Origin of the sequence: Prochlorococcus marinus XMU1402 (assembly GCF_017696205.1) — a bacterium.
Taxonomy (GTDB): domain Bacteria; phylum Cyanobacteriota; class Cyanobacteriia; order PCC-6307; family Cyanobiaceae; genus Prochlorococcus_A; species Prochlorococcus_A marinus_AC.
In genome coordinates, this window is the sequence record NZ_JAAORD010000002.1 from 356,361 (window position 1) to 378,864 (window position 22,504).

Here is a 22,504-nt window from a genome sequence, read left to right on the forward strand (position 1 = left end):
CTTATTGCTAAACTGATGAACCTCCTACAACTTCTAATATTTCTTGTGTAATAGCTGCTTGTCTGGCTTTGTTATAAGTTAGATTCAAAGTACTTGCTAATTCTTTAGCATTATCACTCGCATTATTCATAGCAGTCATCCTGCAAGCGAGTTCTGAAGCTGCCGACTCTTGAAGCGCTCTTAGTACCTGATTCTGTAAATATAATGGTAATAACGAATCTAATAGTTGATCAGGACTTTGTTCAAAGACAATGTCTGAAGGTAACTTCTCTAAATCACTTTTTTCAATATTTGATTTTTCAACAAGTAACTTACTATCTTTTGTAGTCAACCTAAAAATTTCATCGTTTTCCTCAGCAATTCCTTGAGGGTCAAGTGGCAATAGTGTTTGAACTACAGGTGCGCAACTTACTAGAGTGATGAATTTCGTGTAAATAATTTCTACCCTATCAGAGTTTTCTGAGAGAAATTCAGCTAAAATTTCATTTGTAATACCCTCAGAGTCCTTCACTGTTGGTACCTGTTCTAGTTCTTTGAAAGTACTTTTAATTACATATCTATCCTTTCTATTTTGAAAATATCCAATAGCTTTCTTTCCTACCAAAACTAAATTTGGCTGATACCCTTGTTTTACTAATTCTGCATATCTTATTTCTACCTTTTTTATTATGTTTGTATTATAACCGCCGCATAATCCTCTATCTGCAGTTATGCAAACCAAAGTGATGCTCTTTACATCTCTCTTGGATAATAGAGGAGAATCGACAGCCTCGAATTGTACTCTAGATTGAATATTTTCTAAGACCCGTGCAAGTTTATCTGCAAAAGGTCTACTCTTAAGAACTTGATCTTGAGCTCTTCTAACTTTAGCAGCCGCAACTAGTCTCATCGCCTCCGTTATTTTCCTTGTATTTTTAACGGAAACTATTCGATCTCTAATCTCTTTAAGATTTGCCATGGTATCTCCTTAAATATAATTAAACTGTGGCAAGCATTGATGACTTAACTTCATTTATCACCTCTTTAAGTGTTGCTTCTAATCCATCATTTAATTTCTTTTCTTTAAGAATCTCTTCTATAAATTCAGCTTTATTTAACTTTAAATATTCTCTAAGTTCAGTTGCGAATTTAGTAACATCTTCAACAGGTACCTCATCAATAAGACCTTTAACACCTGCATAAACAACTGCAACTTGTTCTGCAAGGTTCAGTGGAGAGAATTGAGGTTGCTTTAATAACTCTCTTAGTCTTTTGCCTCTTTCAAGTTGTTGCTGAGTTGCTTCATCAAGATCAGATGCGAATTGAGAAAAAGCAGCCAGTTCATCAAATTGTGCAAGTTCTAATTTTAAAGTTCCTGCAATTTTTTTAATTGCTTTTGTCTGAGCGGCTCCTCCAACACGGCTAACAGAAATACCAACATTAATAGCTGGTCTTAGTCCTGAGTTAAATAAATCTGCACTCAAAAATATTTGTCCATCTGTAATTGAAATAACATTAGTAGGAATGTAAGCCGAAACGTCTCCTGCCTGAGTTTCAATAATTGGGAGAGCTGTCATAGAGCCCCCTCCCATTGCATCAGAAAGTTTTGCTGCCCTTTCTAGTAATCTACTGTGTAAGTAAAAAACATCTCCTGGATATGCTTCTCTTCCTGGTGGTCTTTTTAAAAGAAGAGACATTTGTCTATAAGCCTGAGCTTGTTTTGTTAGATCATCATAAATAACAAGTGTTGCTTTACCCTGATACATAAAATGTTCAGCAATTGCTGCACCAGTGTAAGGTGCTAAGTACTGTAAAGCAGCTGGTTCAGAAGCACCTGCACTAACTACTACGGTATAATCAAGGGCTCCTCTCTCTCTTAAAACCTCTACGATATTTGCTACTGATGCTGATTTCTGACCAATAGCTACATAAACACAAACTACGTCTTGTCCTTTTTGGTTGATTATTGTATCGATAGCAATTGCAGATTTTCCAGTTTGTCTATCACCGATAATTAATTCTCTTTGACCTCTTCCAACTGGAATCATTGCATCAATAGATGTGATGCCTGTTTGCATTGGTTCATGCACTGATCTTCTCTTGATTATTCCAGGAGCCATTTCTTCGATCAATCTAGTATCACTTGTTGGAATTTCCCCTTTCCCATCTATTGGTTGTCCGAGAGGGTTAACAACTCTCCCTTGCATCGCTTCACCAACAGGAACAGATGCGATTTTTCCTGTGGACTTAACGTTACTTCCTTCTTGGACACCAAGTGCCTCTCCCATCAAAACGGCTCCAACATTATCATCTTCAAGATTCAAAGCTATACCTTCGGTACCATCCTCAAATTCCAATAACTCACCTGCCATGACCTGATCTAAGCCATATATTCTTGCAATGCCATCACCGATTTGCAGAACAGTTCCTACATTGCTGACAGTTACAGATTGGTCATAATCAGTTATTTGTTGTTTTAAGATTGAACTGATTTCATCAGGGCGTATAGATACCATGGATTTAAGAATTTAAGGTTGATTAAAAAGTTACTTGGAAAGGGATAAGCCAAGTTTTCTTATTTGTGAAGCAAGGGAAGCATCAATTACTTTTGATCCTACACTGGCGACGAAACCACCAATAAGAGATGGGTCAATTTTAGTTACAAGTTCTAATTTTTCTGTTCCAGCAATATTGATGATCTTTTTGGTAATTAAACCTTTCTGTTCATCAGTAAGCTCGACTGCAGAAGTAACAGTTGCTAAAGCAATATTACTATTTTCTCGGTAAATCTCTAAAAATCTATCAAGAATTGAAGTAAGAATTCCAATTCTCTGCCTATCAGCCAATAGTTTTAAGAAATTCAGTAAAGAAGAATTAACCTTATTTGAAAAAATTTCAATAATGATTTTCTTCTTAGCATCTGTCTCTAAAATAGGAGAGGATAGTGCCTTCTCCAATTCAGTGGAATCATTTATTAATTCCAAAAGTTGTTTAACCTCAGAAACCATCTCTTCAGTTTGCGAATTTTCATTTACAACTTGAAGTAATGCCTCTGCGTATGGTGTAGTAACTGAATTTAAAAGTGGCATTAGTTCACCTCAATATTATTTATTGATTGAGTCACCAAATTTTCTTGTGTTGTTTTATCAAGTCGATTTGGGAGAGAATCTAAAGCTTTCTTAATTGCCAGTTCAACAGCTTCTTTTCGAAGTTGAGAAATTGCTCTGGATGCTTCAGAGCTCTCATCAGAGATTGCACTTTGTTTAATTCGTGCCATCTCCTCTATCGCTTTTTTCTCACTTTCCATTCTGATTGATTCAGATCTTTTAAGAGAATCTGCTTTTATTTGAGAAGCTTTTTCTTCTGCTGAAGATAAATCTTTCTTTGCCTTCTCTAAAGCTTGAGTTGCATTTAGGAGTCGATTTTCAGCATCCTTTAATTCAATAAGGATTCCTTCTCTCCTTTTTTGGAGCATTTTACCTAGAAAACCAGGTAAAAATTTATAAAGGCCGAAAACCACTACAGCCCAATTAAGGATATTAGTTTCGAATAAATTGAAATTTAGTCCAAAACCTTCTGTAGCTAAGAGAGTTAAATTCATTTTTCTAGAATCAATCTATTAACAATAAGTTCGCTTAAATCATCAGCCTGTTTAGAAAGTTGATCACGAGCAGCAGATGTCTGACTTTCAATTTCTTGTCTTGCTTTTTCTTTTGAAGCATTTGCTTCATTGTTAGCAAGTTCTAGTGCTTCTTTATAGAGCTTGTCAGATTCATTCTCAGCTTCGCTTACAATTCTTTGGGCTTCTGTACGAGCAGTCTGAAGCTGAGTTAATAGATCAGCTTCTAATTTTTTAACCTCTGAAAGTTTATTTTTGGCCTCAATAATATTATTACTTACAAACTTTTCTCTTTTTTCTACAACATTGCCAACAGGCTTAAAAAAGAGAGAATTTAATATGTAAGTAAGCGCAACTACTTGTATTGCCATTAGTGGCAAAGTGGCATTTATATCAAATAATCCACCTTCTGTAGCACCAAAAAAATTAAAGGCCAACATATGATTTAGTTGAAGTTAAGAAATTAAATTTAAATATTGCTAATAAGAATTAGAAGCAATATTAACTTTTAGGAAAAAGGATTCGCAAAAAGTAGTACCAAAGCCACAACTAATCCGTAAATTGTTAATGACTCCATGAAAGCGAAAGATAAAAGAAGAGTTCCTCTGATTTTACCTTCAGCTTCTGGTTGACGGGCTATACCCTCAACAGCACCTTGAGCTGCGTTACCTTGTCCAAGACCAGGGCCAATAGCACCTAGGCCAACTGCTAAACCAGCAGCTACAACTGATGCAGCGGAAGTAATCGAATCCATAATTTTGAAATAAAGAGCTTAATACTTTTGATAAATCTTTTTTGTCATACACGCTTGGACATTCTTTATTTAAGAATGGGTCTGATATTTTCAGACCTACGCGATTAGATATTTTGCCAGATTACAGACCCTTTGTAAAAGCGTCTGAATGTATTGGAAGACAGCTAATGATGTTCTTCAACAGCTTCTCCAATGTAGTAGGCCGCTAAAGTTGCGAAAATCAATGCCTGAATTGCACTAGTAAATAAGCCTAGGAACATAACAGGTATTGGTAGAATTAGCGGAACTAAGAATACTAGAACACCAACAACAAGTTCATCAGCCAAAATATTTCCAAATAGCCTGAAAGAGAGTGATAAAGGTTTAGTAAAGTCCTCTAGTATTTTGAAAGGAAGCATAATTGGAGTTGGGTGAACGTAGTATTCGAAATATCTCCAACCTTTATTACTTAAACCAGCATAGAAATAAGAAAGTGAAACCAACAAAGCCAAGGCTATTGTTGTATTGATATCTGCAGTTGGTGCTCCCAGCTCTCCACTTGGTAACTTAATCAATCTCCAAGGAATTAAAGCTCCTCCCCAATTACTAACAAAGACGAATAAAAATAAAGTTCCTATAAATGGCATCCAATCTCGATAAACTTTTTCACCTATTTGTGTCCTTGCAAGATCTCTTATGTAATCCCAGAGAAACTCAAGCAAATTTTGAAGGCCTTTAGGATCATTTTCCATTTTTTTAGTTCCTAGAGAAATAAAAACTAATAACGCTCCCAATAAAATCCAAGATGTCAAAAATACCTGGCCATGTAGTCTGATATTTCCAATTTGCCAATAAAGATGTTGACCAACTTCTAATGCTGCAAAATTTGTTAGCAAGGAATTAAAGAACATTTGATTTGAATAAAAAATTTAGTTAAGAACGTGAAAAATAGATAATGAGAGAAGGTTTATAAATAAAAAAACCTATCATTGCGGGGAAAATATCCAAAGATCCTAGCTTGCTTGCAAAAATAAAGAGGCAAACTGGAACTAAAAGTTGCAATTTTGATACACCTGATGATTCTTTACCTAGTTTTCCTACACTTTTAGCAAGCAAACGTAAGTAAAAAATACCGGCAATTGCACCTATAAAAATACTAAAACCAAAAATAAATCCGAGAAAAATTCCAGTTATTGATGCTACCAAAATAGAAACAATAAAAGTAATTCCAAAAATTGTTAATTGCAATTTTGTGTATTCGTCATTTTGAGAAAGCAAATTATCTATTGGATTGGCAATGCCATATTTGCTGTCTTTGATGATCGAATTTTTTAGAGATTGAGGAAGTTGAACATTCTCATTAGAAGGATGCTCAAGTTTTTTTCTATTTGAGTCCACTGATGTGAACATAGCTTAAAAACCCCCTCTGAAATGGTTTGAAGTAAGTATATAAACTCACGGAATCTATCACGGAGAGGTACCTTTTAGCTAGTTTTTATTTATAAAAAATTAATTCTTAAGATTTGTGATGAATCCATTAACAGTTTTTGTGTCTTGATATTACGGATTAAATATATAAATTTTTATTTGTTTTAGTTAGTTTACGCATTAATACGTTCATAAACACTTGCAAAGTCTGAATTTAACGTCTCAATAGTATATCTACAGTTAAAAAATTGGAGATAAGTCAAGAAAAAATTAAATATAAAACAATTTCCAACCGTAAAAATTTTCTAAATTCTAATTACAAAAAGAATCAAACATTTTTAAAAGAATCTATATTTCCCTTACCTTGGGCCATATGGCCTTATGAAGCAAAAATACTAATTATCCTTGTCGGAATTTGGTCTATTCTAGGTTTATTCATCTTAGGGTCTTCAAGTTGGTGGGTTGCCAGCAGGGAGATGGGGAATTGGGCTTACTTTTTGAAAAAACAAATTATTTGGACAATACCAGGATTGGGCTGTTTTTATTTGATTATCAATACGAAGATTAGAGATCTTTTGAAATTTTCAAGATTTATTTTTTATTTTTTATTCTTTTTGATTTTTCTCACCAATATTTCAGGAATCACTGTAAATGGATCTTCAAGATGGCTATTACTAGGAAATTTACGTCTGCAACCATCTGAATTGATCAAACCTTTTTTAATTCTTGAGTGTTCTAACCTCTTTGCTCATTGGAATTTAATTAAAAATGATAAAAAATTAAGTTCAATAATCTCTTATGGTTTGTTAATTTTACTAATACTTAAGCAACCAAATTTAAGTACTGCATCATTAACAGGGATACTTTTTTGGGTAATGGGTTTGTGTGGAGGCGTCAGACTACGTTCTCTATGCACATTTGCTTCATTAGGATTTATCACTGGATGTATTAGTATCTTCAATAACGAATATCAAAAACTAAGAGTTACCTCATTTATAGATCCTTGGAAAGATCAGCAAGGCAATGGTTTTCAATTAGTTCAAAGTTTATTAGCTATAGGCTCAGGTGGTTTATTTGGACAAGGCTTTGGGCTCTCTATACAAAAATTACAGTATTTACCTTTTATGTATACAGATTTTATTTTTGCTATTTTTGCTGAAGAATTTGGTTTATTGGGATGTACTTTATTCTTAGGATTTTTAACAGTTTTCTCATATATAAGTTTAAGAATTGCTCTTAAGTGCAGGAATAACTATACAAAATTAGTTGCTATCGGATGTGGCGTATTTTTGACGAGTCAATCAATAATACATATTGCTGTAGCAACAGGTTCAATGCCAACTACTGGCTTACCACTACCCTTCATTAGTTATGGTGGTAATTCATTAATCGCATCTTTTTTTATTGCAGGGATGTTACTGAGATGTTCATTAGAGTCAACAGGTTTGATTGGTATGATTAGTACACGAAAGACTCTTAATTAGTTAGAATTTAAAAGATTTAACCCAAGCTATCGAATCATTTAATTTAGTTATTTCAGAATTATCTCAAAAGGGTAATCTGCTTATGCAGAATGGTCTTGATAGTCCTAGTCCATTTACTATATTTTTGGTTTTCAGCGCAGGACTTTTAACAAGTCTTGGACCATGCTCATTATCATTACTTCCAGTGACAATTGCTTATATAGGAGGAACAGAAAAAAATAAATTTAAACTTATTAGTTTTTCAGGAGGAGTAGTTTTTGCGCTGGTTGCACTGGGGGCTGCGAGTGGATTCTTAGGTAAAATATATGGGCAAATTCCAGCTTATTACACTTCGATTGTTGCCTTGATAGCAATAATAATGGGTTTAAATTTACTAGGAATTTTAAAGTTTCAGTTCCCAAATGGACCTGATTTTAAAATAATTGAAGATAAAATTCCCTCCTTTCTAGCACCTTTTGCCATAGGAACTACTTTTGGACTAGCATCTTCACCTTGCATTACTCCAGTTTTAGCAACTCTTCTGGCTTGGGTATCGCAAGCTAAAAACCCGATAATCTCAATTATTTTTTTATTTTCCTTTGGAATAGGCCAAGTCACTCCACTAATTATTGCGGGAGCGACGGCAGAAAACTTAAAAAAATTTTTAGAGCTTAGAAAATTTAGTCAAATAATTCCTACCTTAAGTGGGATATTTTTAGTAGCACTTGGATTATTAAATTTATTTTCAAATTGGATTTAAATGATTATTTTTAAGAATCTAATTTTAAAAATATCAAGTTTAAGATTCGCAATATCACTGATAATCTTCATAGCTATTACCAGTGGCATAGGCACTTTTATACCTCAAAATAATAATAATAAATTTTATATTGATAATTTCGATAGAGCTCCCATTTTTGGATTTTTAGATGGAGAAAAAGTCTTAAAACTTCAATTGGATCATATATATACAAGCTTTTGGTTTTTATTTACATTAATTCTTCTTTGCATTTCTCTGGCAGCTTGTAGTTTCAGGAGGCAAATTCCTTCATTAAAAGCTTCATTAAAATGGATTGAATATAAGAGCGAAAAAGAATTTAGCAAACTGCAACTAACTACAAGTCATCCAATCAATCAAGATGGAGAACATATATCAAAAGTAGATTTATTACTTAAAAAAAAAGGATGGAAAACATACAAATTTAATAGTCATATTTCTGCAAGAAAGGGGTTAATTGGAAAAATCGGTCCTTTAGTTGTACATATCGGATTAATATTCTTACTTATAGGTTCAGCATATGGAAGTTTTACAAGTCAATCAAAAGAACAATATTTACTGCCGGGAGAAACTTTAGATCTTGTTAATGAGAGCACAAACTCAAAAGCCAATGTAAAGTTAGTCGATTTTTCTATAGAACGTGAAAGTGATGGTGTGCCCAAACAGTTTATTTCAAAATTAAATTTTTCCTCTGAAGATCTAAATTTAAATGAAATAAAAACAACCAAAGTTAATCACCCAATCAGGTTTAAAGGATTAACTATTTATCAAGCAGATTGGGCAATATCAAATGTTGTTTTAGAAATAGATAATATCCTTTATCAATTACAGTTAAAGGAGATTCCAGAAATCGGTAATCAAGTTTGGGGAGTTTTAGTTGAATTAGGATCGGAGACTAAAAAAAATTTCCTTTTAACAATAGATAATGAAAATGGTCCACTTAAAATTTCGAATATAGAAAATTTTTCCGGGAATAATATCTTTATCAATGACGATCCTTTAGAAGTAAACTCTTCAAAAGTATCTCTGAAAAAAATAATCCCCAGCAGTGGATTAATAATTAAAAATGATCCGTCTATACCATTTATTTATTTTTCTTTTATCTTAATAATTTTTGGAACAATAATAAGTCTTATACCAACTAATCAATTATGGATTCTGGTAAATAAAGAATCAAAAAAGTTATCTATTGGAGGCCTTAGTAATAAAAATCTAGTCGGTTTTAAAAAAGAATTTTTTAAATTATCAGATGAAATAAAAAATTTTTAATTTCTTTTCTGGCCACTAAAAATATCTAACTGCATAGAAACATTCCCTCTGGGGTTAAATGCAGCATTTAAATGTATCCAGTGAGGTGAACCTTCATTCACTAAATCATCCATAATTCTATTCACAACTTCCTCATGTGATATTTTTATATCCCTAAAATTATTAATATAAAGCTTTAAAGACTTCAACTCATAGACTTTCAAATTAGGTTGATAATTAATATTTAGCTTTGCAAAATCTGGATAACCAGAAAAGGGGCACTTACATGTAAATTCAGGTAACTGAATAGAAATTTCATAAATTCTTTTCTTATTTGGATTATCGAAACAAATTATTTTTGATTCTTCAATAATTCTTTCACCATATAGCGGTCTTTGAGTCGAATCTTCTAATTTAGCTGTACTCATTTTTAGTAGAACTTTTTTACTAAACCTATATAAAAACTATATATAAAGATAAAAATTCGCAAAAGTATCAACAAATATAAGTATTACAATTGGCTAAGTCAAAAGATGTTAAATCTTATTTTTGTATCAACTGTCACATTCATAAAGTCCGCCGAAAGGTTTAGATGTGTTTAGTTCAATTAAAAATTAATGGACATTTGTTTGATAACTATCGATAAAAACTTAAATAAATCCCTTCAACCAAAAACTGCAATTGGAATGTTATGGCTTCAAACACACTTTGAGAATGATCAGTGGGAAGCGTTGTCAAATAGTACAGTAATAATTTCTGAAGAAAATTCCCAAATATTAATTGAAGACGCCAAGAATGCAGGCCTTAATGTTGAATGTTTTTCTGATATTTCAATATTGGATGTTTTCCCAAAAAACAATTAAAATAGGAATGTTCAATCTTTAATCATGAAGAAAATTGAAGCAATCATACGTCCATTTAAGCTGGAGGATGTAAAAATTGCATTAGTAAATTCCGGTATTGTTGGAATGACAGTTAGTGAAGTTAGAGGTTTTGGAAGGCAAAAAGGACAAGTTGAAAGATATAGAGGTTCCGAATTTACTGTTGAATTCCTTCAAAAACTTAAAGTAGAAGTTGTCGTAGAAGATGAAAAGGTTAATTCAGTCATAGATGCGATTGCTGAAGCAGCAAAAACTGGAGAGATAGGTGACGGAAAAATATTTATCACATCAATTGATTCAGTTGTAAGAATTAGAACTGGCGACAAAGACGAAGAAGCTCTTTAATTCAAAGAGTTTCTTTTACTAAATTTTGTATATATTCACTATTAATACTTTTATTTGATTGACTTCCTAAGGTCATCCAAGCTAGATATTCATGATTCCCAGCAGGACCTACCAGCGGAGAAGCTATCAAATTCTTTATATTCCATTGGAAATTTTTAGCAGCATAGAGAACAGACTCTATAGCCTCAATATGGAATTTAGGATTGCGAACAACGCCTCCTTTACTGACTTTATCTTTACCCACCTCAAATTGGGGTTTAATTAAAAATATTCCCTCACTACAATCACCCTCTAATAAATTACCAATAGATTTAAAAACTAACTTTAATGAAATAAAAGACAAATCAGCAACAACAAAATTTGGTAATTCATTACTTCTAGATAAAAGGTCATTAGGTTTTAAATTTCGAATATTGGTTCGTTCAAAAAGTAGAACTTTTGGGTTGTTTCTAATCTTCCATGCAGTTTGTCCATAACCAACATCTATCCCATAAACTAACTTTGCGCCTTGTTGCAATAAGCAATCAGTAAATCCCCCAGTAGAGATTCCTGCGTCAATACATATTTTGTCTTTTACTTTAATTTCAAGTTTTTTAAATGCCTCCAATAATTTTTCGCCGCCCCTTGATACAAACATAGGCGCGGAATCAATAAAAAACTCAGATCCAATTAATACTTGTTGTCCAGGTTTATCAAATACTTTCCCATTGATATCTCTAACCTTGCCCGCAAGAATTAAACCTTGGGCTTTTTGACGAGTTTCACATAAACCTTTATTTAGAAGATAAAGATCTAATCTACTTTTTTTAATCATATATTAATCAATAAAAAAAGACTGAATAATGAACTTCTATGAGATTAAGATCCAAATTCTTTAATACCTTTCAATTTTAAATAAGAACTAAAAAATTACCCATGATTACCGAAAGAATATATGCAAACATTTTTATATTTAAGCTTTCTTTGTCAGCTTGAAAAATGTTACATAGGAAAATAATAATCGGTCAAATATGTTCAATGGCAATTACATCTTTAAAGGTATAGGGCAATAATTCGATTTTGTTATAAAGTTTAAATTGATAATAAATAAAAATTGTGATCGAGCGTTACACATTACCCGAAATGGGGAAAATCTGGACTGAAAGCGCAAAATTCCAGAGTTGGCTTAAGGTTGAAATAGCTGCATGTGAAGCAAATTTTTCCCTCGGGAAAATCCCTGAGAATGCCATGAAAGAGATACGTTCAAATGCAAAGTTTGATAAATCTAGAATTACAGAAATTGAGAAAGAAGTTAAACATGATGTCATAGCATTTCTTACAAGCGTTAATGAATTTGTAGGAGATTCAGGAAGATACATACATGTTGGCATGACCAGTAGTGATGTACTTGATACTGGCTTATCTCTTCAGTTAGTAGATTCTTGCGAATTGTTATTAGAAGAAATTGAGAACCTAGAAAATGAGGTCAGATTATTAGCAAGGAAGCATAAAAATACATTAATGATTGGCAGATCTCATGCAATTCATGGGGAGCCAATTTCCTTCGGTTTTAAACTTGCTGGATGGTTAGCAGAAATAATAAGGAACAAAAAAAGATTGTTAACTCTGAAAGATTCTGTAGCAATTGGTCAAATAAGTGGTGCAATGGGAACTTACGCTAATACGAATCCTAAAGTAGAACAAATAACTTGTGATTTACTCGGCTTAAAACCTGATACAGCAAGTACGCAGGTTATATCGAGAGACAGACATGCAGAATATGTGCAAACTATTGCACTAGTTGGCGCTTCTTTAGATAGATTCGCAACTGAAATAAGAAATTTACAAAGAACTGATGTTTTAGAAGTTGAGGAGGGCTTTACAAAAGGGCAAAAAGGGAGTTCTGCCATGCCTCATAAAAGAAATCCTATTCGAAGTGAAAGAGTAAGTGGTTTAGCAAGAATTTTGAGGAGTTACGTCTTAACAGCACTTGAAAATGTTCCACTTTGGCACGAAAGAGATATAAGCCATAGTTCAAATGAACGTATCATGCTACCTGACGTTTCAATCTGCTTGCATTTTATGCTCAGGGAAATGCAAGATATAGTTAGCAATTTAGAAGTTTATCCAAAAAATATGCTCAAAAATTTAAATATATATGGTGGTGTAATCTTTAGTCAGAAAGTTTTACTTTTGCTTGTAGAGAAGGGCTTGTCTAGAGAAAAAGCTTATAGCTTAGTACAAAAAAATGCGCATCAGGCCTGGAATACTCAGAATGGGAATTTCAAACAAAATATAGAGAGAGATAATGAAATTATGGATTTTATTGATCAAACTGACTTAGAAGAATGTTTTAATCCTTCAATTCATCTTAATCATTTAAGTGTAATATGGGAGAAGTTAGGTATCTAGGATTACTGAAAACCTTATCTAAGTTAAACCAGTGTTTTCAGAGGATTAATGACCAAAAAATTTAGAATTGAAAAAGATAGTATGGGAACAATAGAGGTTCCCATGGAAGCTTTGTGGGGTGCTCAAACACAAAGATCGATAGTAAATTTTTCTATTGGAGAAGAATTAATTCCAATTGAGTTAATTTATTCACTGACCCTCATAAAAAAAGCTGCTTCAATTGCGAATTTCAATTTAGGTTTAATAAATAAAAGAAAAAAAGATTTGATTGTAGAAGCATGTACGGAAATACTTGATGGGCTTCACGATTCACAGTTTCCCTTAAAGGTTTGGCAAACAGGTAGTGGCACGCAAACAAATATGAATGTTAATGAGGTAATTTCAAATATTGCAGCTTTAAAAACTAATTCAAAGCTTGGTAGTCATCAACCAATTCATCCGAATGATGATGTAAATAAATCTCAGTCAACTAATGACACTTTTCCTACTGCTATTCAAATATCTGTTGTTAATGAAATAATCAAAAATTTAGTCCCAACGATCAGAGAACTTACTAAGGTCCTTGATAAAAAAAGTGAAGAATGGAAAGACCTTATAAAGATAGGAAGGACCCATTTTCAAGATGCAGTTCCCCTTACTTTTGGGCAAGAAATATCAGGATGGTCAGAGCAACTTAAAGATGCTGAGAATGCAATTATTATGAGTCTGAATGAATTGTATTTCTTACCATTGGGAGGAACTGCGGTTGGTACAGGGATTAATTGTCCAAAAGGATTTTGTGAAGAGTCTATAAAATCAATTTCCGATGATACTAATCTAATGTTCTATAAATCAAAAAATAATTTTTCTATCATGGCCTCGCATGATCGTCTTGCTCAAGTAATGAGTCAGATAAAAATACTAGCAGGTGCATTATTTAAAATTTCAAATGATATAAAAATTCTATCTTCTGGTCCAAGATCAGGAATATATGAACTAATTATTCCTCAAAATGAACCTGGAAGTTCTATTATGCCTGGTAAAGTAAATCCAACTCAATGCGAAGCCTTATCAATGGTATGCACTCAGATAATGGGTCTTGAATATGCAGTCTCAATGGCAAATTCTAGCGGCACTTTACAGATGAATGAATATAAGCCTCTTATTGGATTTAATATTCTTACAAGTTTAAAATTACTTAAAAGTGTAATTGAAAACTTCAGAATAAAATTAGTTGATGGGATGGAACCTAATCAAAAGAGAATGAAGTTAAATTTAGAAAATTCACTAATGTTGGTTACAGCCATAGTGCCAAAAGTTGGTTATGAAAAAGCAGCTGAAATTGCAAACCTTGCCTTCAAAGAATCATTAAATTTAAAAGAGGCAACAATTAAATTGGGTTATTTAAACGAAAATGAATTTGATGAAGCAATGAATATCAATTCAATGATTTGATTAAAAAAATTTAAAAATTATTGTCAATTCTTTTTGTTGCAGGATTAATATCTTCAGAGACTTTTATAAGATCATTAGATTCAGAAACAGGAAAACGATTAATAGCTTTTAATGCTATTTTAGCTTTGCTTTTTAATTTATTACTAACACCAATACAGTATTGCACTTGAGAAAGGACATCAATTGATCTTCTAATAATCCTCACCACATCACCTTCGTCTAATGAAGTATTAAAAACTAAATCTTTCCATTTTTTTCCTTTTGCCCATTCGGAAATAATTCCAGTCAACTCTGTTTCTAAATAGATAGGAATTTCAATATGATACTTATTTTGTTGAAAAGAGACTAATTTTCTTAATCCATCTAATTCATTAAAAACATCTATTACCTTTAAAGAAGGCTTGAAATTACACCAAAGATTAGGCCTCCTTACATCAACACATATAGCTTGAATAATTGCAGCTAACTCAGGAGGATCTAAATCGTCTAAATAACCACTAACTAAAACAAGACCAATCCATAATTCATTTTCACTTCTTATTGCACCAACTGTTTGTCCAACTTCTGTCAATTCCAAATCATTTAAACAACCAAAATGATTCAAAATTTTAATCAAATCAGTAAAAGTTCTCCAGTGTTGATTTTCTTTATCCTCAAGAAGTTTTTTTCTAATATTTATTTCTTGTTCAACATCAATAATTCTTTTTCTATATTTCTTTAATTTCTTGGAGTCTCCAAATCTGTGTGCGGGATGATCAGTAACTGTTTCTTCTAAATTATTAATTTGTTGCTTTTGTGCCAAAACTTCCGTTGTCAAATCATATTGTGGAGTTTGTAAATCAATTTTTTTAGAAACTTCTAAAATTCGATCCGCATAACACTGCGACATATCATCTCCCCTAAATACCTCTCCAGAAAAATACATCTTTGGCGCTTCAAGTCCTAAAACATCAATTGCATCCAAATCATTAAAAATACTTACTATGTATGAAGGTTTTATAAGAATAAATATATTATCAATTGTCAAACACAATAAACTCTTAATTTTTTGGGATTCATATATTTTCTTACAAATTAATCCTGGAACAATTTTTCTTTTAATTTGGGGAGCTTTGATTGAAATTAAGCTTCCATCTTTAATAAATGGAAGTGCATTTGTTATCTCTTCTGATAATTTTTCTGCTGATTGTTTTTCTAAAATTTTCAAGAGTCTTCTCTCTTCTTTAAGACGATTTTTTAACTTTTCGTATGCATCAAAATCTTTCCATGAAACGTTAGATGTAATTTTTTTTAACTCAATTAAATCCTTATCTAAATTTTCAAGAATTTTATTCTCACCTGATGATTCACCTAAATATAAAAAACTACCAAAACTTCTTTTAATTAATTCTTTAGACTTCTCTAAAGTATAACTTTGTAAAAGATTAAGTACCATTCCATAGCTTGGAGTGAATTGACTTTCTAAAGCATTTGGTTTACTTATAGCCAGTGCACTTGCTTCTTTGGCACCTTCGAATCTTGTTTGTAATGTAACAACATATCCCTGGGTATCTTTTCCTCTTCTTCCAGCTCTTCCTGACATTTGCAAAAATTCACTGCTAAATAATAATCTATGGCCATCTTCTGTCCTTTTTGATAAAGAAGAAATAACAGTTGTTCTTGCAGGCATATTTATTCCTGCAGCAAGAGTTTCAGTTGCAAAAACAACTTTTATTAAACCTTGCTGAAATAATTCCTCAACCAATTCTTTCCATGCAGGCAATAATCCAGCATGATGCGATGCAATACCGCGTTTTAATGCCTCGCATTGAGATTTATCTTTAATTGCTTCCTGATTATTTTTAAGATAAACATCTAATTTTTGGGATATCATATTTGCTTCTGAATAATTTACTAAAGTTAAATCTTTTATATTCTCAATAGCCTTGTCACATCCTCTTCTACTAAAAATAAAGTAAATAGCTGGCAACATACTCCGTTCAGCTAGTTTCGAGATCACAAAGCCAATTGAAGGAGACTTTGGTTGCATTATCCTGCCCACTTTCCCTCTTGTTTTCTGCCCTTTAGGAGCTCTCCAAATCTTACAGTTTGGATGAATTCCATTACCCTTATTATTTAAAAGTGGATGGAAGCCTTTAACACTACAAAAAATAAAATCAAGTGGGACTGGTCTCTTATCACTATTAATTAGTACTGTGGGGCCATGAACTTTTTCTATCCAATTTTGCAATTGATCTGCATTGGCTATTGTTGCTGATAAAGCAATTATTTGAGTTCTAGTAGGGCAATGGATTATAGTTTCTTCCCAAACTGTACCTCTTTGGGGGTCATTCATATAATGACATTCATCAAGAATTACAGATTCTAAATTTTCTAAGGGATCATCAAATTCATCAAATTCGCCATAAAGCATGTTCCTAAAAATCTCAGTCGTCATGACTAAGATTGGTGCTTCTCTATTTATGCTGATATCTCCTGTTAAAAGACCAACTTTATTCTCACCATATTGATTAGCAAAATCTCTAAATTTTTGGTTTGATAGGGCCTTTAAAGGTGTTGTATAAAAAACTCTGCTCTCATGAGATAAGCCTCTATAGATAGCAAATTCACCTATCAATGTTTTACCCGAACCTGTTGGTGCTGTTAAAACAACAGAATTTCCGCTATTAATAGCTCGTATTGCTTCTAATTGGAAATCATCTAGCGGAAAGGGGAAATATTCCTCTAAATTAAGCAATAATTGTGATTGAAGAGAGGATGAGTTAACTTCTTAATATATGATCTATATAGATATTAATAAACAAAAAATACCTTGCAAACTTTAAAAGTAAATCTAAATCTTTTTAATTAAATCCAATATATTTTATTTTGCCAAAATGAAAAAAGTAAAAATTCCAAAAAATAGAATCCGTGAATTAAAAACATTTTCTTTAGGTAAAAAATCCTTCGAACTTCTAAGTTTAAATTCGCAAAATAAAAAACTTATAGACTTATGCAGTAATGATTATTTTGGATTAAGCAGGGACAAGGATTTAATAAAAGCTGCTTACGAAATAAGCTTGTTAGAAGGCTTTGGTTCAGGAAGCTCTAGGTTTATTACAGGTTCAAGACCAATCCATAAATTATTAGAAACAGAACTTGCCAAGTGGCTTGATCAAGAGAAAGTATTACTTTTCCCAAGCGGATTTCAAGCAAATATAGCCGCTATCCAGGCTTTAGCAAACAGAAATAGTATCGTAATAGCAGATAAATTGATCCATAACTCTTTATTGGTTGGAGTCAAAGCTGCTCAAGCAAAACTAGTTCGATTCTCACACAATAATTTAAAAGATTTAGAAGATAAAATTATTAAATCTAACCCCACAAAAAATTCCATTTTAGTTGTTGTTGAATCTCTTTATAGCATGGAGGGATCAATTGCCCCGCTCAGAGAAATAACGGAAATTTGCAAAAAAAATAGTGTACAATTATTAGTTGACGAAGCTCATGCAATTGGAATCTTGGGACCTGAAGGCAGGGGTTTAAGTTTTAATTGTCGTTCAGATATAACTATGATTACTGGAACTTTTGGAAAAGCATTTGGAAGCGGTGGAGCTTTCATAGCTTCCAATTCAGAGATTGGAGAATATCTTATCCAAACAAGTGGTGCATTTAGGTATACAACCGCACTTGCGCCATCTTTAGCTGCTGGGGCGCTAGAAGGTTTAAAAAAAATTTTAGAAAATAAAGAATGGGGGAATGATTTGTTATCTTCTGCAAATGTATGGAAAGATGAAATTATTAAAAATTTTAGTTTTCCAGTTCAGGGAGATTTTCACATTTTATCAATTATTGTTGGCCAAGAAGAGAAAGCAATTTATCTACAAAAATATCTCGAAGAAAAAGGGTTTTTAGCAATTGCGATAAGACCTCCAACTGTTCCAGTGGGGCAATCAAGAATCAGAATAACAATACGAAGAAACTTAGACTTTAATCTGCTAAATAATTTCATTGCAGTATTAAAAGAGTTTAAATGAAACAAATTATTACTCAACATGGTTGGGGACTAAATAAATATTTCTGGGATGATTATAAAGTTGATTTTTTAAATAATAATTGGCATTGGCAAGATAATGACAGGGGCTATTTTTCGACAAATAATTATCAAGCAAAATGGATTGAAAGCGAATCTAAAAAAGAAATCAGAATGACTTTATGCCATTCATTTGGTTTTCATTTAATGCCAAAAAAAATTTTAAAAGAAGCAACTCATATTGTTCTTATAAATTCTTTTAATAATTTTCTTCCTTTTAGTAATAAGAGAAACTTTATTTTGAGGTCTCTAAAAAGAATGGAAACAAAAATCATAAAAGATGAACCTAAGGATATGTTGAAAGAATTTATATATAGATCATTTATGCCAAATCATATGAATAATAGTTTTAAAAATATCTTTTATAAAAGTCTAGAGAGTTTAAATAAAACTCTTCTTTTAAGTGATTTAAAAGAACTTTACATCAATAGAGATTTTCCAGTATTTTTAAGAAAAAATTGCAAAATTATTTTTATAAAATCAGAAAATGATTTAATTCTTGACAACGAATCAAATAATAACTTTTTAGATTCCTTAAATAAAACACTTGAAAGGAAGCCAATTTTAATTAAATTAGCTCAACAAGGTCATTGCTTGAATAATTTAAATTTATACGAGATCTTACGTAATACGCTTAACAATTGAAATGAATAGTAAAAAGTGGAATGAGAAAATAAAAAATAATTTTAATGATGCTGCATATCGGTATTTAGAGCATTCAAATATTCAGAAATTTTTTGCAAAAAAGATTGTTCATCTTATCAAAGAATTAAATCCTCAAAAAAAAGGTGAATGGATAGATCTAGGATCAGGACCAGGACTATTAGCAGATGAAATAGAAAGAATTTCTCCCCAAAAAGTATCCAGAATTGATTTCAGCAAGAAAATGCTTCTTGAGAATAAATTATCTAGAAAAAAAATTTTATGGGATTTGAATAATGATTTACCTTCTGAAATAAATAACTGTTCTCTATTAACATCTAACTTTTGCATACATTGGTTAAACAACCCAGAAAAGATAATAAAAAATTGGTTTAACAAATTAACACCTGGAGGTTTTTTAATCATTTCATATCCATCAAAAGATTGTTTTCCTGAATGGAAAGATACTTGTAAAGAAATTGATATTGAATATAGTGGTCTTAATTTCCTTTGTTCTAAAGAATTATTAAAAGATTTCAAATCAACTGAAATACATTATTCAAAACGGTTTAATTATCTTGAAAATTTTGAAGATGTATATAAACTTTTTAGAAGCATTAAAAATGTAGGAGCACAATCAACAAACTGTAAACGCAAAACAGTGAAAGAGTTAAAGGAAATTCAAAAGTTTTGGCCAAAGAATTACAATAATACAGTGAACCTTTCATGGCAAGTTGAGATTCAAATCATAAAGAAATTATGAGGATTCAGGATAGTATTTTCAAATTTATAATTTGTGGAACAGATACTGATATTGGAAAAACTTTAATAAGCTCTTTTTTCGTTAAAGGATTAAATTCCTTTTATTGGAAACCTATTCAAAGTGGGATTGAATCGCAAACTGATAGTCAAACTGTAGAACAACTTGCACAAGTAAGTAAAGAGAAAATAATCAAAGAAGCTTATGTCTTTACAAAACCTCTTTCTCCGCATTGGGCTGCTGAAATAGATCAAAAAGCTATTAACTTTGACAAGTTGAGATTGCCAAAAGTACAAGGGCCACTAATTATAGAAACTGCAGGTGGATTAATGGTTCCAATAACACGCAATTTTTTGCAAATAGATCAAATAAAAGAATGGAATCTTCCGGTAATACTTGTATGTAAGAGCTCACTTGGTACTCTTAACCATACCCTGCTTAGTATTGAGGCCTTAAAACGAAGAAATATTGAGATTTTAGGTTTAGTAGTCAATGGCGAAAAACACCTAGATAATCCAAAAACTCTAGTTGATTTTAGTGGTATTCCTTTAATTGCTGAATTTCCTTACATCAAAAAAATGGACTCAAATAATTTAGATATACTATGGAAAGAACTAGACATCAAGAATAAGTTGATCTCACTATTAAACTCAAAAATAAGTTAAATGAAATCTTTGGATTCAAAAACTCCAAATCAAGATTGGCACCCAAATATTTGGCCACCTTTTACGCAAATCAATAACAGCAAACCGCAGATAGAAGTAACTCGTGGTAAAGATGCCCTCCTATTTACTAAAGATCCTAAGAAAGAACTAATAGATGCAATTAGTAGTTGGTGGGTAACTCTTCATGGTCATAGTAACGAATATATTGCGGATGCTATTTTTGATCAATCAAAAAAACTTGAGCAAGTTATATTTGCTGATTTCTTACATCCACAGGCAAAAAAATTAGCTGAAAGACTTAGTGAATTAACAAAACTAGAAAGATTATTCTTTTCTGATAACGGTTCTACTGCAGTTGAAGTCGCTTTAAAAATTGCCTTCCAATCATGGCAAAATAGAGGGGAGACAAGAACTCAAATAGTAGCTTTTGATGGGGCATATCATGGCGATACATTTGGCGCAATGGCTTTAGGTGAAAGAAATATTTTTAATGAGAATTTCGATAATCTTATGTTCCCAGTTAGAAGAGTCCCATGGCCTTCAACTTGGATGAACGATGAAGAAGTAGAAAATAAAGAAAATAAGGCGATCCAAAAATTAGAAACTCTTCTTAAAACTCCCACAGTTGCAGTAATCCTTGAGCCACTTGTTCAAGGAGCAGGAGGGATGAATATGGTTAGGCCTCAGTTTATAAAAAAAGTTTCAGAAATTATAAAAAATAATAATTCTTTGTTAATTGCTGATGAAGTATTGACTGGGTTTGGAAGATGTGGAACCCTTTTTGCTTTTCAAAAGGCAAAAATCATTCCTGATTTAATGAGTATTTCAAAAGGTTTAACTGGTGGATTTTTACCGATGGGAATAACTTTATGTAAAGAAAAAATTTTTCAATCCTTTATTGATGATTCCCCAAGAAAAACTTTTTGGCATGGACATAGTTTTACTGCTAATCCTTTAGGTTGTGCTGCAGCAAACGCTAGCCTTGATTTATTAGAAAAAGAACCACAAAAATACCTTTCATTTGAAGAAAAACATTTATCTCATCTAATTAAATTTAAAAACTTACCTTATATAAAGAAGGTTAGGGTATCCGGCACAATAGCTGCCTTCGATTTAGATATGGGAAACAAAAAAGGTTATTTCAATAATATTGGGAAAGAAATTAAGAGTCTTGCAATGGAGCAAGGTTTATTCATTAGGCCCCTTGGGAATGTTATTTACCTCTTGCCGCCTCTCTGTATAACAGATGATCAATTGGGCAAAAGTTACTGGATAATAAGGCATATCTTAGACAATCTTTAGATAGAAGTTTAAGGTCCCTGCAATATTGCATTTTCCACATCTTCTCTATTAATGCAGTAGGAAAATAGTCTTTTAGTTTCTTGTCCTTCACTTTCCCATGTAACACTTAAATCTTCTTGTTCAAAAATAATAGTTGCATTCCAATTTGAAAGTAACAGATACCATTTAGATGGATTATTAATATCCTTCACAGCACCTAAACCAGTTAGCCACAATTCCAATGATTGCAGTGAATTTTGATTGATAGGTTTTTTAGAGGGATTCACAGACTTTTTTTAAAATTATTTAATTAGCCAAAGCGGTATTGTCTCTAATTCTTTTCCAGTAATAGAAGCAATAAAAATCGAACCAATTAAACTTATAGAAATGATGATAATTAAAAGGAACAAAGAAAACAATTCTCCATTCGAAAAAGGTCTTCTATTTCCTATTAAATTTTGATTATTAGAATCGATTACTAAATTATTTAAAACATTAGTATTATTTTTAATCCTAGAGTTTTCTTTTAGTTTGTCATCATATATTTTCCTTAAATTACTATTATTTAAATGTTCATAAGCTTCAAGAACTTCTTGAAATTTACTTTTAGCAACGTCTATTTCTAATGAAGTTGTATCGGGATGCAACTCAATAGAAAGTTTACAAAATGCCTTTCTTAATTCATGATTGGATGCATTTTCATTTACACCTAAAATTTTGTAATAGGAAGTTTCCCTTTTCAAAATAATCTTTTATTAATATTGTAATTCTAATAAATTTTTACT

Annotated in this window: 25 protein-coding genes; 12 read left to right on the top strand and 13 right to left on the bottom strand. The window is 31.8% G+C overall.

Features of this window, described 5'->3' with window-relative positions:
* Positions 1 to 7: 7 nt before the first annotated feature.
* The 8 genes from HA141_RS08210 to HA141_RS08245 form a co-directional block, all read right to left on the bottom strand.
* Positions 8 to 958: a F0F1 ATP synthase subunit gamma gene (locus tag HA141_RS08210; RefSeq protein WP_209118692.1), complete on the bottom strand. Its 951-nt coding sequence runs from the start codon at positions 956 to 958 to the stop codon at positions 8 to 10.
* 19 nt (positions 959 to 977) lie between these two features.
* Positions 978 to 2,495, bottom strand: a complete 1,518-nt coding sequence (gene atpA, locus HA141_RS08215; RefSeq protein WP_209118695.1) for a F0F1 ATP synthase subunit alpha — start codon at positions 2,493 to 2,495, stop codon at positions 978 to 980.
* A 30-nt stretch (positions 2,496 to 2,525) separates the two neighbouring features.
* Positions 2,526 to 3,068: an ATP synthase F1 subunit delta gene (gene atpH, locus HA141_RS08220; protein WP_209118697.1), complete on the bottom strand. Its 543-nt coding sequence runs from the start codon at positions 3,066 to 3,068 to the stop codon at positions 2,526 to 2,528.
* Positions 3,068 to 3,580: a F0F1 ATP synthase subunit B gene (locus tag HA141_RS08225; RefSeq protein ID WP_209118699.1), complete on the bottom strand. Its 513-nt coding sequence runs from the start codon at positions 3,578 to 3,580 to the stop codon at positions 3,068 to 3,070. Before HA141_RS08225 ends, atpH begins: the two co-directional genes overlap by 1 nt.
* Positions 3,577 to 4,038 (bottom strand): F0F1 ATP synthase subunit B', encoded by a 462-nt coding sequence (locus HA141_RS08230; RefSeq protein WP_209118701.1) that lies wholly within the window; start codon positions 4,036 to 4,038, stop codon positions 3,577 to 3,579. Before HA141_RS08230 ends, HA141_RS08225 begins: the two co-directional genes overlap by 4 nt.
* 68 nt (positions 4,039 to 4,106) lie before the next feature.
* Positions 4,107 to 4,352, bottom strand: a complete 246-nt coding sequence (gene atpE / locus HA141_RS08235; RefSeq protein WP_002805169.1) for an ATP synthase F0 subunit C — start codon at positions 4,350 to 4,352, stop codon at positions 4,107 to 4,109.
* A gap of 164 nt (positions 4,353 to 4,516) precedes the next feature.
* Complete coding sequence (atpB, locus tag HA141_RS08240) at positions 4,517 to 5,242, bottom strand: F0F1 ATP synthase subunit A (RefSeq protein ID WP_011863567.1); 726 nt, start codon at positions 5,240 to 5,242, stop codon at positions 4,517 to 4,519.
* 22 nt (positions 5,243 to 5,264) lie between these two features.
* Positions 5,265 to 5,741, bottom strand: a complete 477-nt coding sequence (locus tag HA141_RS08245; protein ID WP_209118704.1) for a hypothetical protein — start codon at positions 5,739 to 5,741, stop codon at positions 5,265 to 5,267.
* A 266-nt stretch (positions 5,742 to 6,007) separates the two neighbouring features.
* Between HA141_RS08245 and HA141_RS08250 the strand changes: the two genes are divergently transcribed.
* The 3 genes from HA141_RS08250 (at position 6,008) to HA141_RS08260 (ending at position 9,269) form a co-directional block, all read left to right on the top strand.
* Complete coding sequence (locus tag HA141_RS08250) at positions 6,008 to 7,243, top strand: FtsW/RodA/SpoVE family cell cycle protein (RefSeq protein ID WP_209118706.1); 1,236 nt, start codon at positions 6,008 to 6,010, stop codon at positions 7,241 to 7,243.
* An 82-nt stretch (positions 7,244 to 7,325) separates the two neighbouring features.
* The gene (locus tag HA141_RS08255) at positions 7,326 to 7,982 is read left to right on the top strand and encodes a cytochrome c biogenesis CcdA family protein (protein ID WP_209118708.1); all 657 of its coding nucleotides are present in this window, start codon (positions 7,326 to 7,328) and stop codon (positions 7,980 to 7,982) included.
* Entirely contained in the window at positions 7,983 to 9,269 is a 1,287-nt protein-coding gene (locus HA141_RS08260) for a cytochrome c biogenesis protein ResB (RefSeq protein ID WP_209118710.1), read from the top strand.
* Here the strand turns inward: HA141_RS08260 and queF are convergent.
* Positions 9,266 to 9,676, bottom strand: coding sequence for a preQ(1) synthase (gene queF, locus HA141_RS08265; RefSeq protein WP_209118712.1), 411 nt, complete (start codon positions 9,674 to 9,676; stop codon positions 9,266 to 9,268). The genes HA141_RS08260 and queF overlap by 4 nt on opposite strands.
* Before the next feature lie 189 nt (positions 9,677 to 9,865).
* Here queF and HA141_RS08270 point away from each other — a divergent pair, with 189 nt between their 5' ends.
* Both HA141_RS08270 and HA141_RS08275 read left to right on the top strand, forming a co-directional pair.
* On the top strand, positions 9,866 to 10,111 hold the full coding sequence (locus tag HA141_RS08270) for a hypothetical protein (protein WP_209118715.1): 246 nt from the start codon (positions 9,866 to 9,868) through the stop codon (positions 10,109 to 10,111).
* Positions 10,112 to 10,135: 24 nt separating this feature from the next.
* On the top strand, positions 10,136 to 10,474 hold the full coding sequence (locus tag HA141_RS08275) for a P-II family nitrogen regulator (RefSeq protein ID WP_011377098.1): 339 nt from the start codon (positions 10,136 to 10,138) through the stop codon (positions 10,472 to 10,474).
* Position 10,475: 1 nt separating this feature from the next.
* Here the strand turns inward: HA141_RS08275 and HA141_RS08280 are convergent, their stop codons facing one another.
* Positions 10,476 to 11,288 (bottom strand): TlyA family RNA methyltransferase, encoded by an 813-nt coding sequence (locus HA141_RS08280; RefSeq protein WP_209118717.1) that lies wholly within the window; start codon positions 11,286 to 11,288, stop codon positions 10,476 to 10,478.
* Positions 11,289 to 11,569: 281 nt separating this feature from the next.
* On the opposite strand from HA141_RS08280, the gene purB reads away from it, so the two are divergent.
* Both purB and HA141_RS08290 read left to right on the top strand, forming a co-directional pair.
* On the top strand, positions 11,570 to 12,865 hold the full coding sequence (gene purB / locus HA141_RS08285) for an adenylosuccinate lyase (protein WP_209118719.1): 1,296 nt from the start codon (positions 11,570 to 11,572) through the stop codon (positions 12,863 to 12,865).
* A gap of 48 nt (positions 12,866 to 12,913) precedes the next feature.
* Positions 12,914 to 14,299, top strand: a complete 1,386-nt coding sequence (locus tag HA141_RS08290) for a class II fumarate hydratase (protein ID WP_209118721.1) — start codon at positions 12,914 to 12,916, stop codon at positions 14,297 to 14,299.
* A 10-nt stretch (positions 14,300 to 14,309) separates the two neighbouring features.
* Here the strand turns inward: HA141_RS08290 and HA141_RS08295 are convergent, their stop codons facing one another.
* Positions 14,310 to 17,036, bottom strand: coding sequence for a DEAD/DEAH box helicase (locus HA141_RS08295; protein ID WP_209118723.1), 2,727 nt, complete (start codon positions 17,034 to 17,036; stop codon positions 14,310 to 14,312).
* A 139-nt stretch (positions 17,037 to 17,175) separates the two neighbouring features.
* On the opposite strand from HA141_RS08295, the gene HA141_RS08300 reads away from it, so the two are divergent.
* Genes HA141_RS08300 through bioA form a run of 5 tightly spaced genes read left to right on the top strand, consistent with a single transcriptional unit; the run spans position 17,176 to position 21,740 of the window.
* Positions 17,176 to 18,315 (top strand): aminotransferase class I/II-fold pyridoxal phosphate-dependent enzyme, encoded by a 1,140-nt coding sequence (locus tag HA141_RS08300; RefSeq protein WP_209118725.1) that lies wholly within the window; start codon positions 17,176 to 17,178, stop codon positions 18,313 to 18,315.
* Positions 18,312 to 19,016: a hypothetical protein gene (locus HA141_RS08305; protein ID WP_209118727.1), complete on the top strand. Its 705-nt coding sequence runs from the start codon at positions 18,312 to 18,314 to the stop codon at positions 19,014 to 19,016. Before HA141_RS08300 ends, HA141_RS08305 begins: the two co-directional genes overlap by 4 nt.
* 1 nt (position 19,017) lies before the next feature.
* Positions 19,018 to 19,776, top strand: coding sequence for a methyltransferase domain-containing protein (locus HA141_RS08310; protein ID WP_209118730.1), 759 nt, complete (start codon positions 19,018 to 19,020; stop codon positions 19,774 to 19,776).
* Positions 19,773 to 20,438, top strand: coding sequence for a dethiobiotin synthase (gene bioD / locus HA141_RS08315; protein ID WP_209118732.1), 666 nt, complete (start codon positions 19,773 to 19,775; stop codon positions 20,436 to 20,438). The genes HA141_RS08310 and bioD overlap by 4 nt, the downstream gene beginning before the upstream one ends.
* Entirely contained in the window at positions 20,439 to 21,740 is a 1,302-nt protein-coding gene (gene bioA, locus HA141_RS08320; protein WP_209118734.1) for an adenosylmethionine--8-amino-7-oxononanoate transaminase, read from the top strand. It begins immediately after the preceding gene.
* Between the two features lie 8 nt (positions 21,741 to 21,748).
* On the opposite strand, the gene HA141_RS08325 is transcribed toward bioA, so the two are convergent.
* Positions 21,749 to 22,006 (bottom strand): DUF3143 domain-containing protein, encoded by a 258-nt coding sequence (locus HA141_RS08325; RefSeq protein ID WP_209118736.1) that lies wholly within the window; start codon positions 22,004 to 22,006, stop codon positions 21,749 to 21,751.
* Between the two features lie 15 nt (positions 22,007 to 22,021).
* Positions 22,022 to 22,462, bottom strand: coding sequence for a J domain-containing protein (locus tag HA141_RS08330; protein WP_209118738.1), 441 nt, complete (start codon positions 22,460 to 22,462; stop codon positions 22,022 to 22,024).
* Between the last annotated feature and the right edge of the window lie 42 nt (positions 22,463 to 22,504).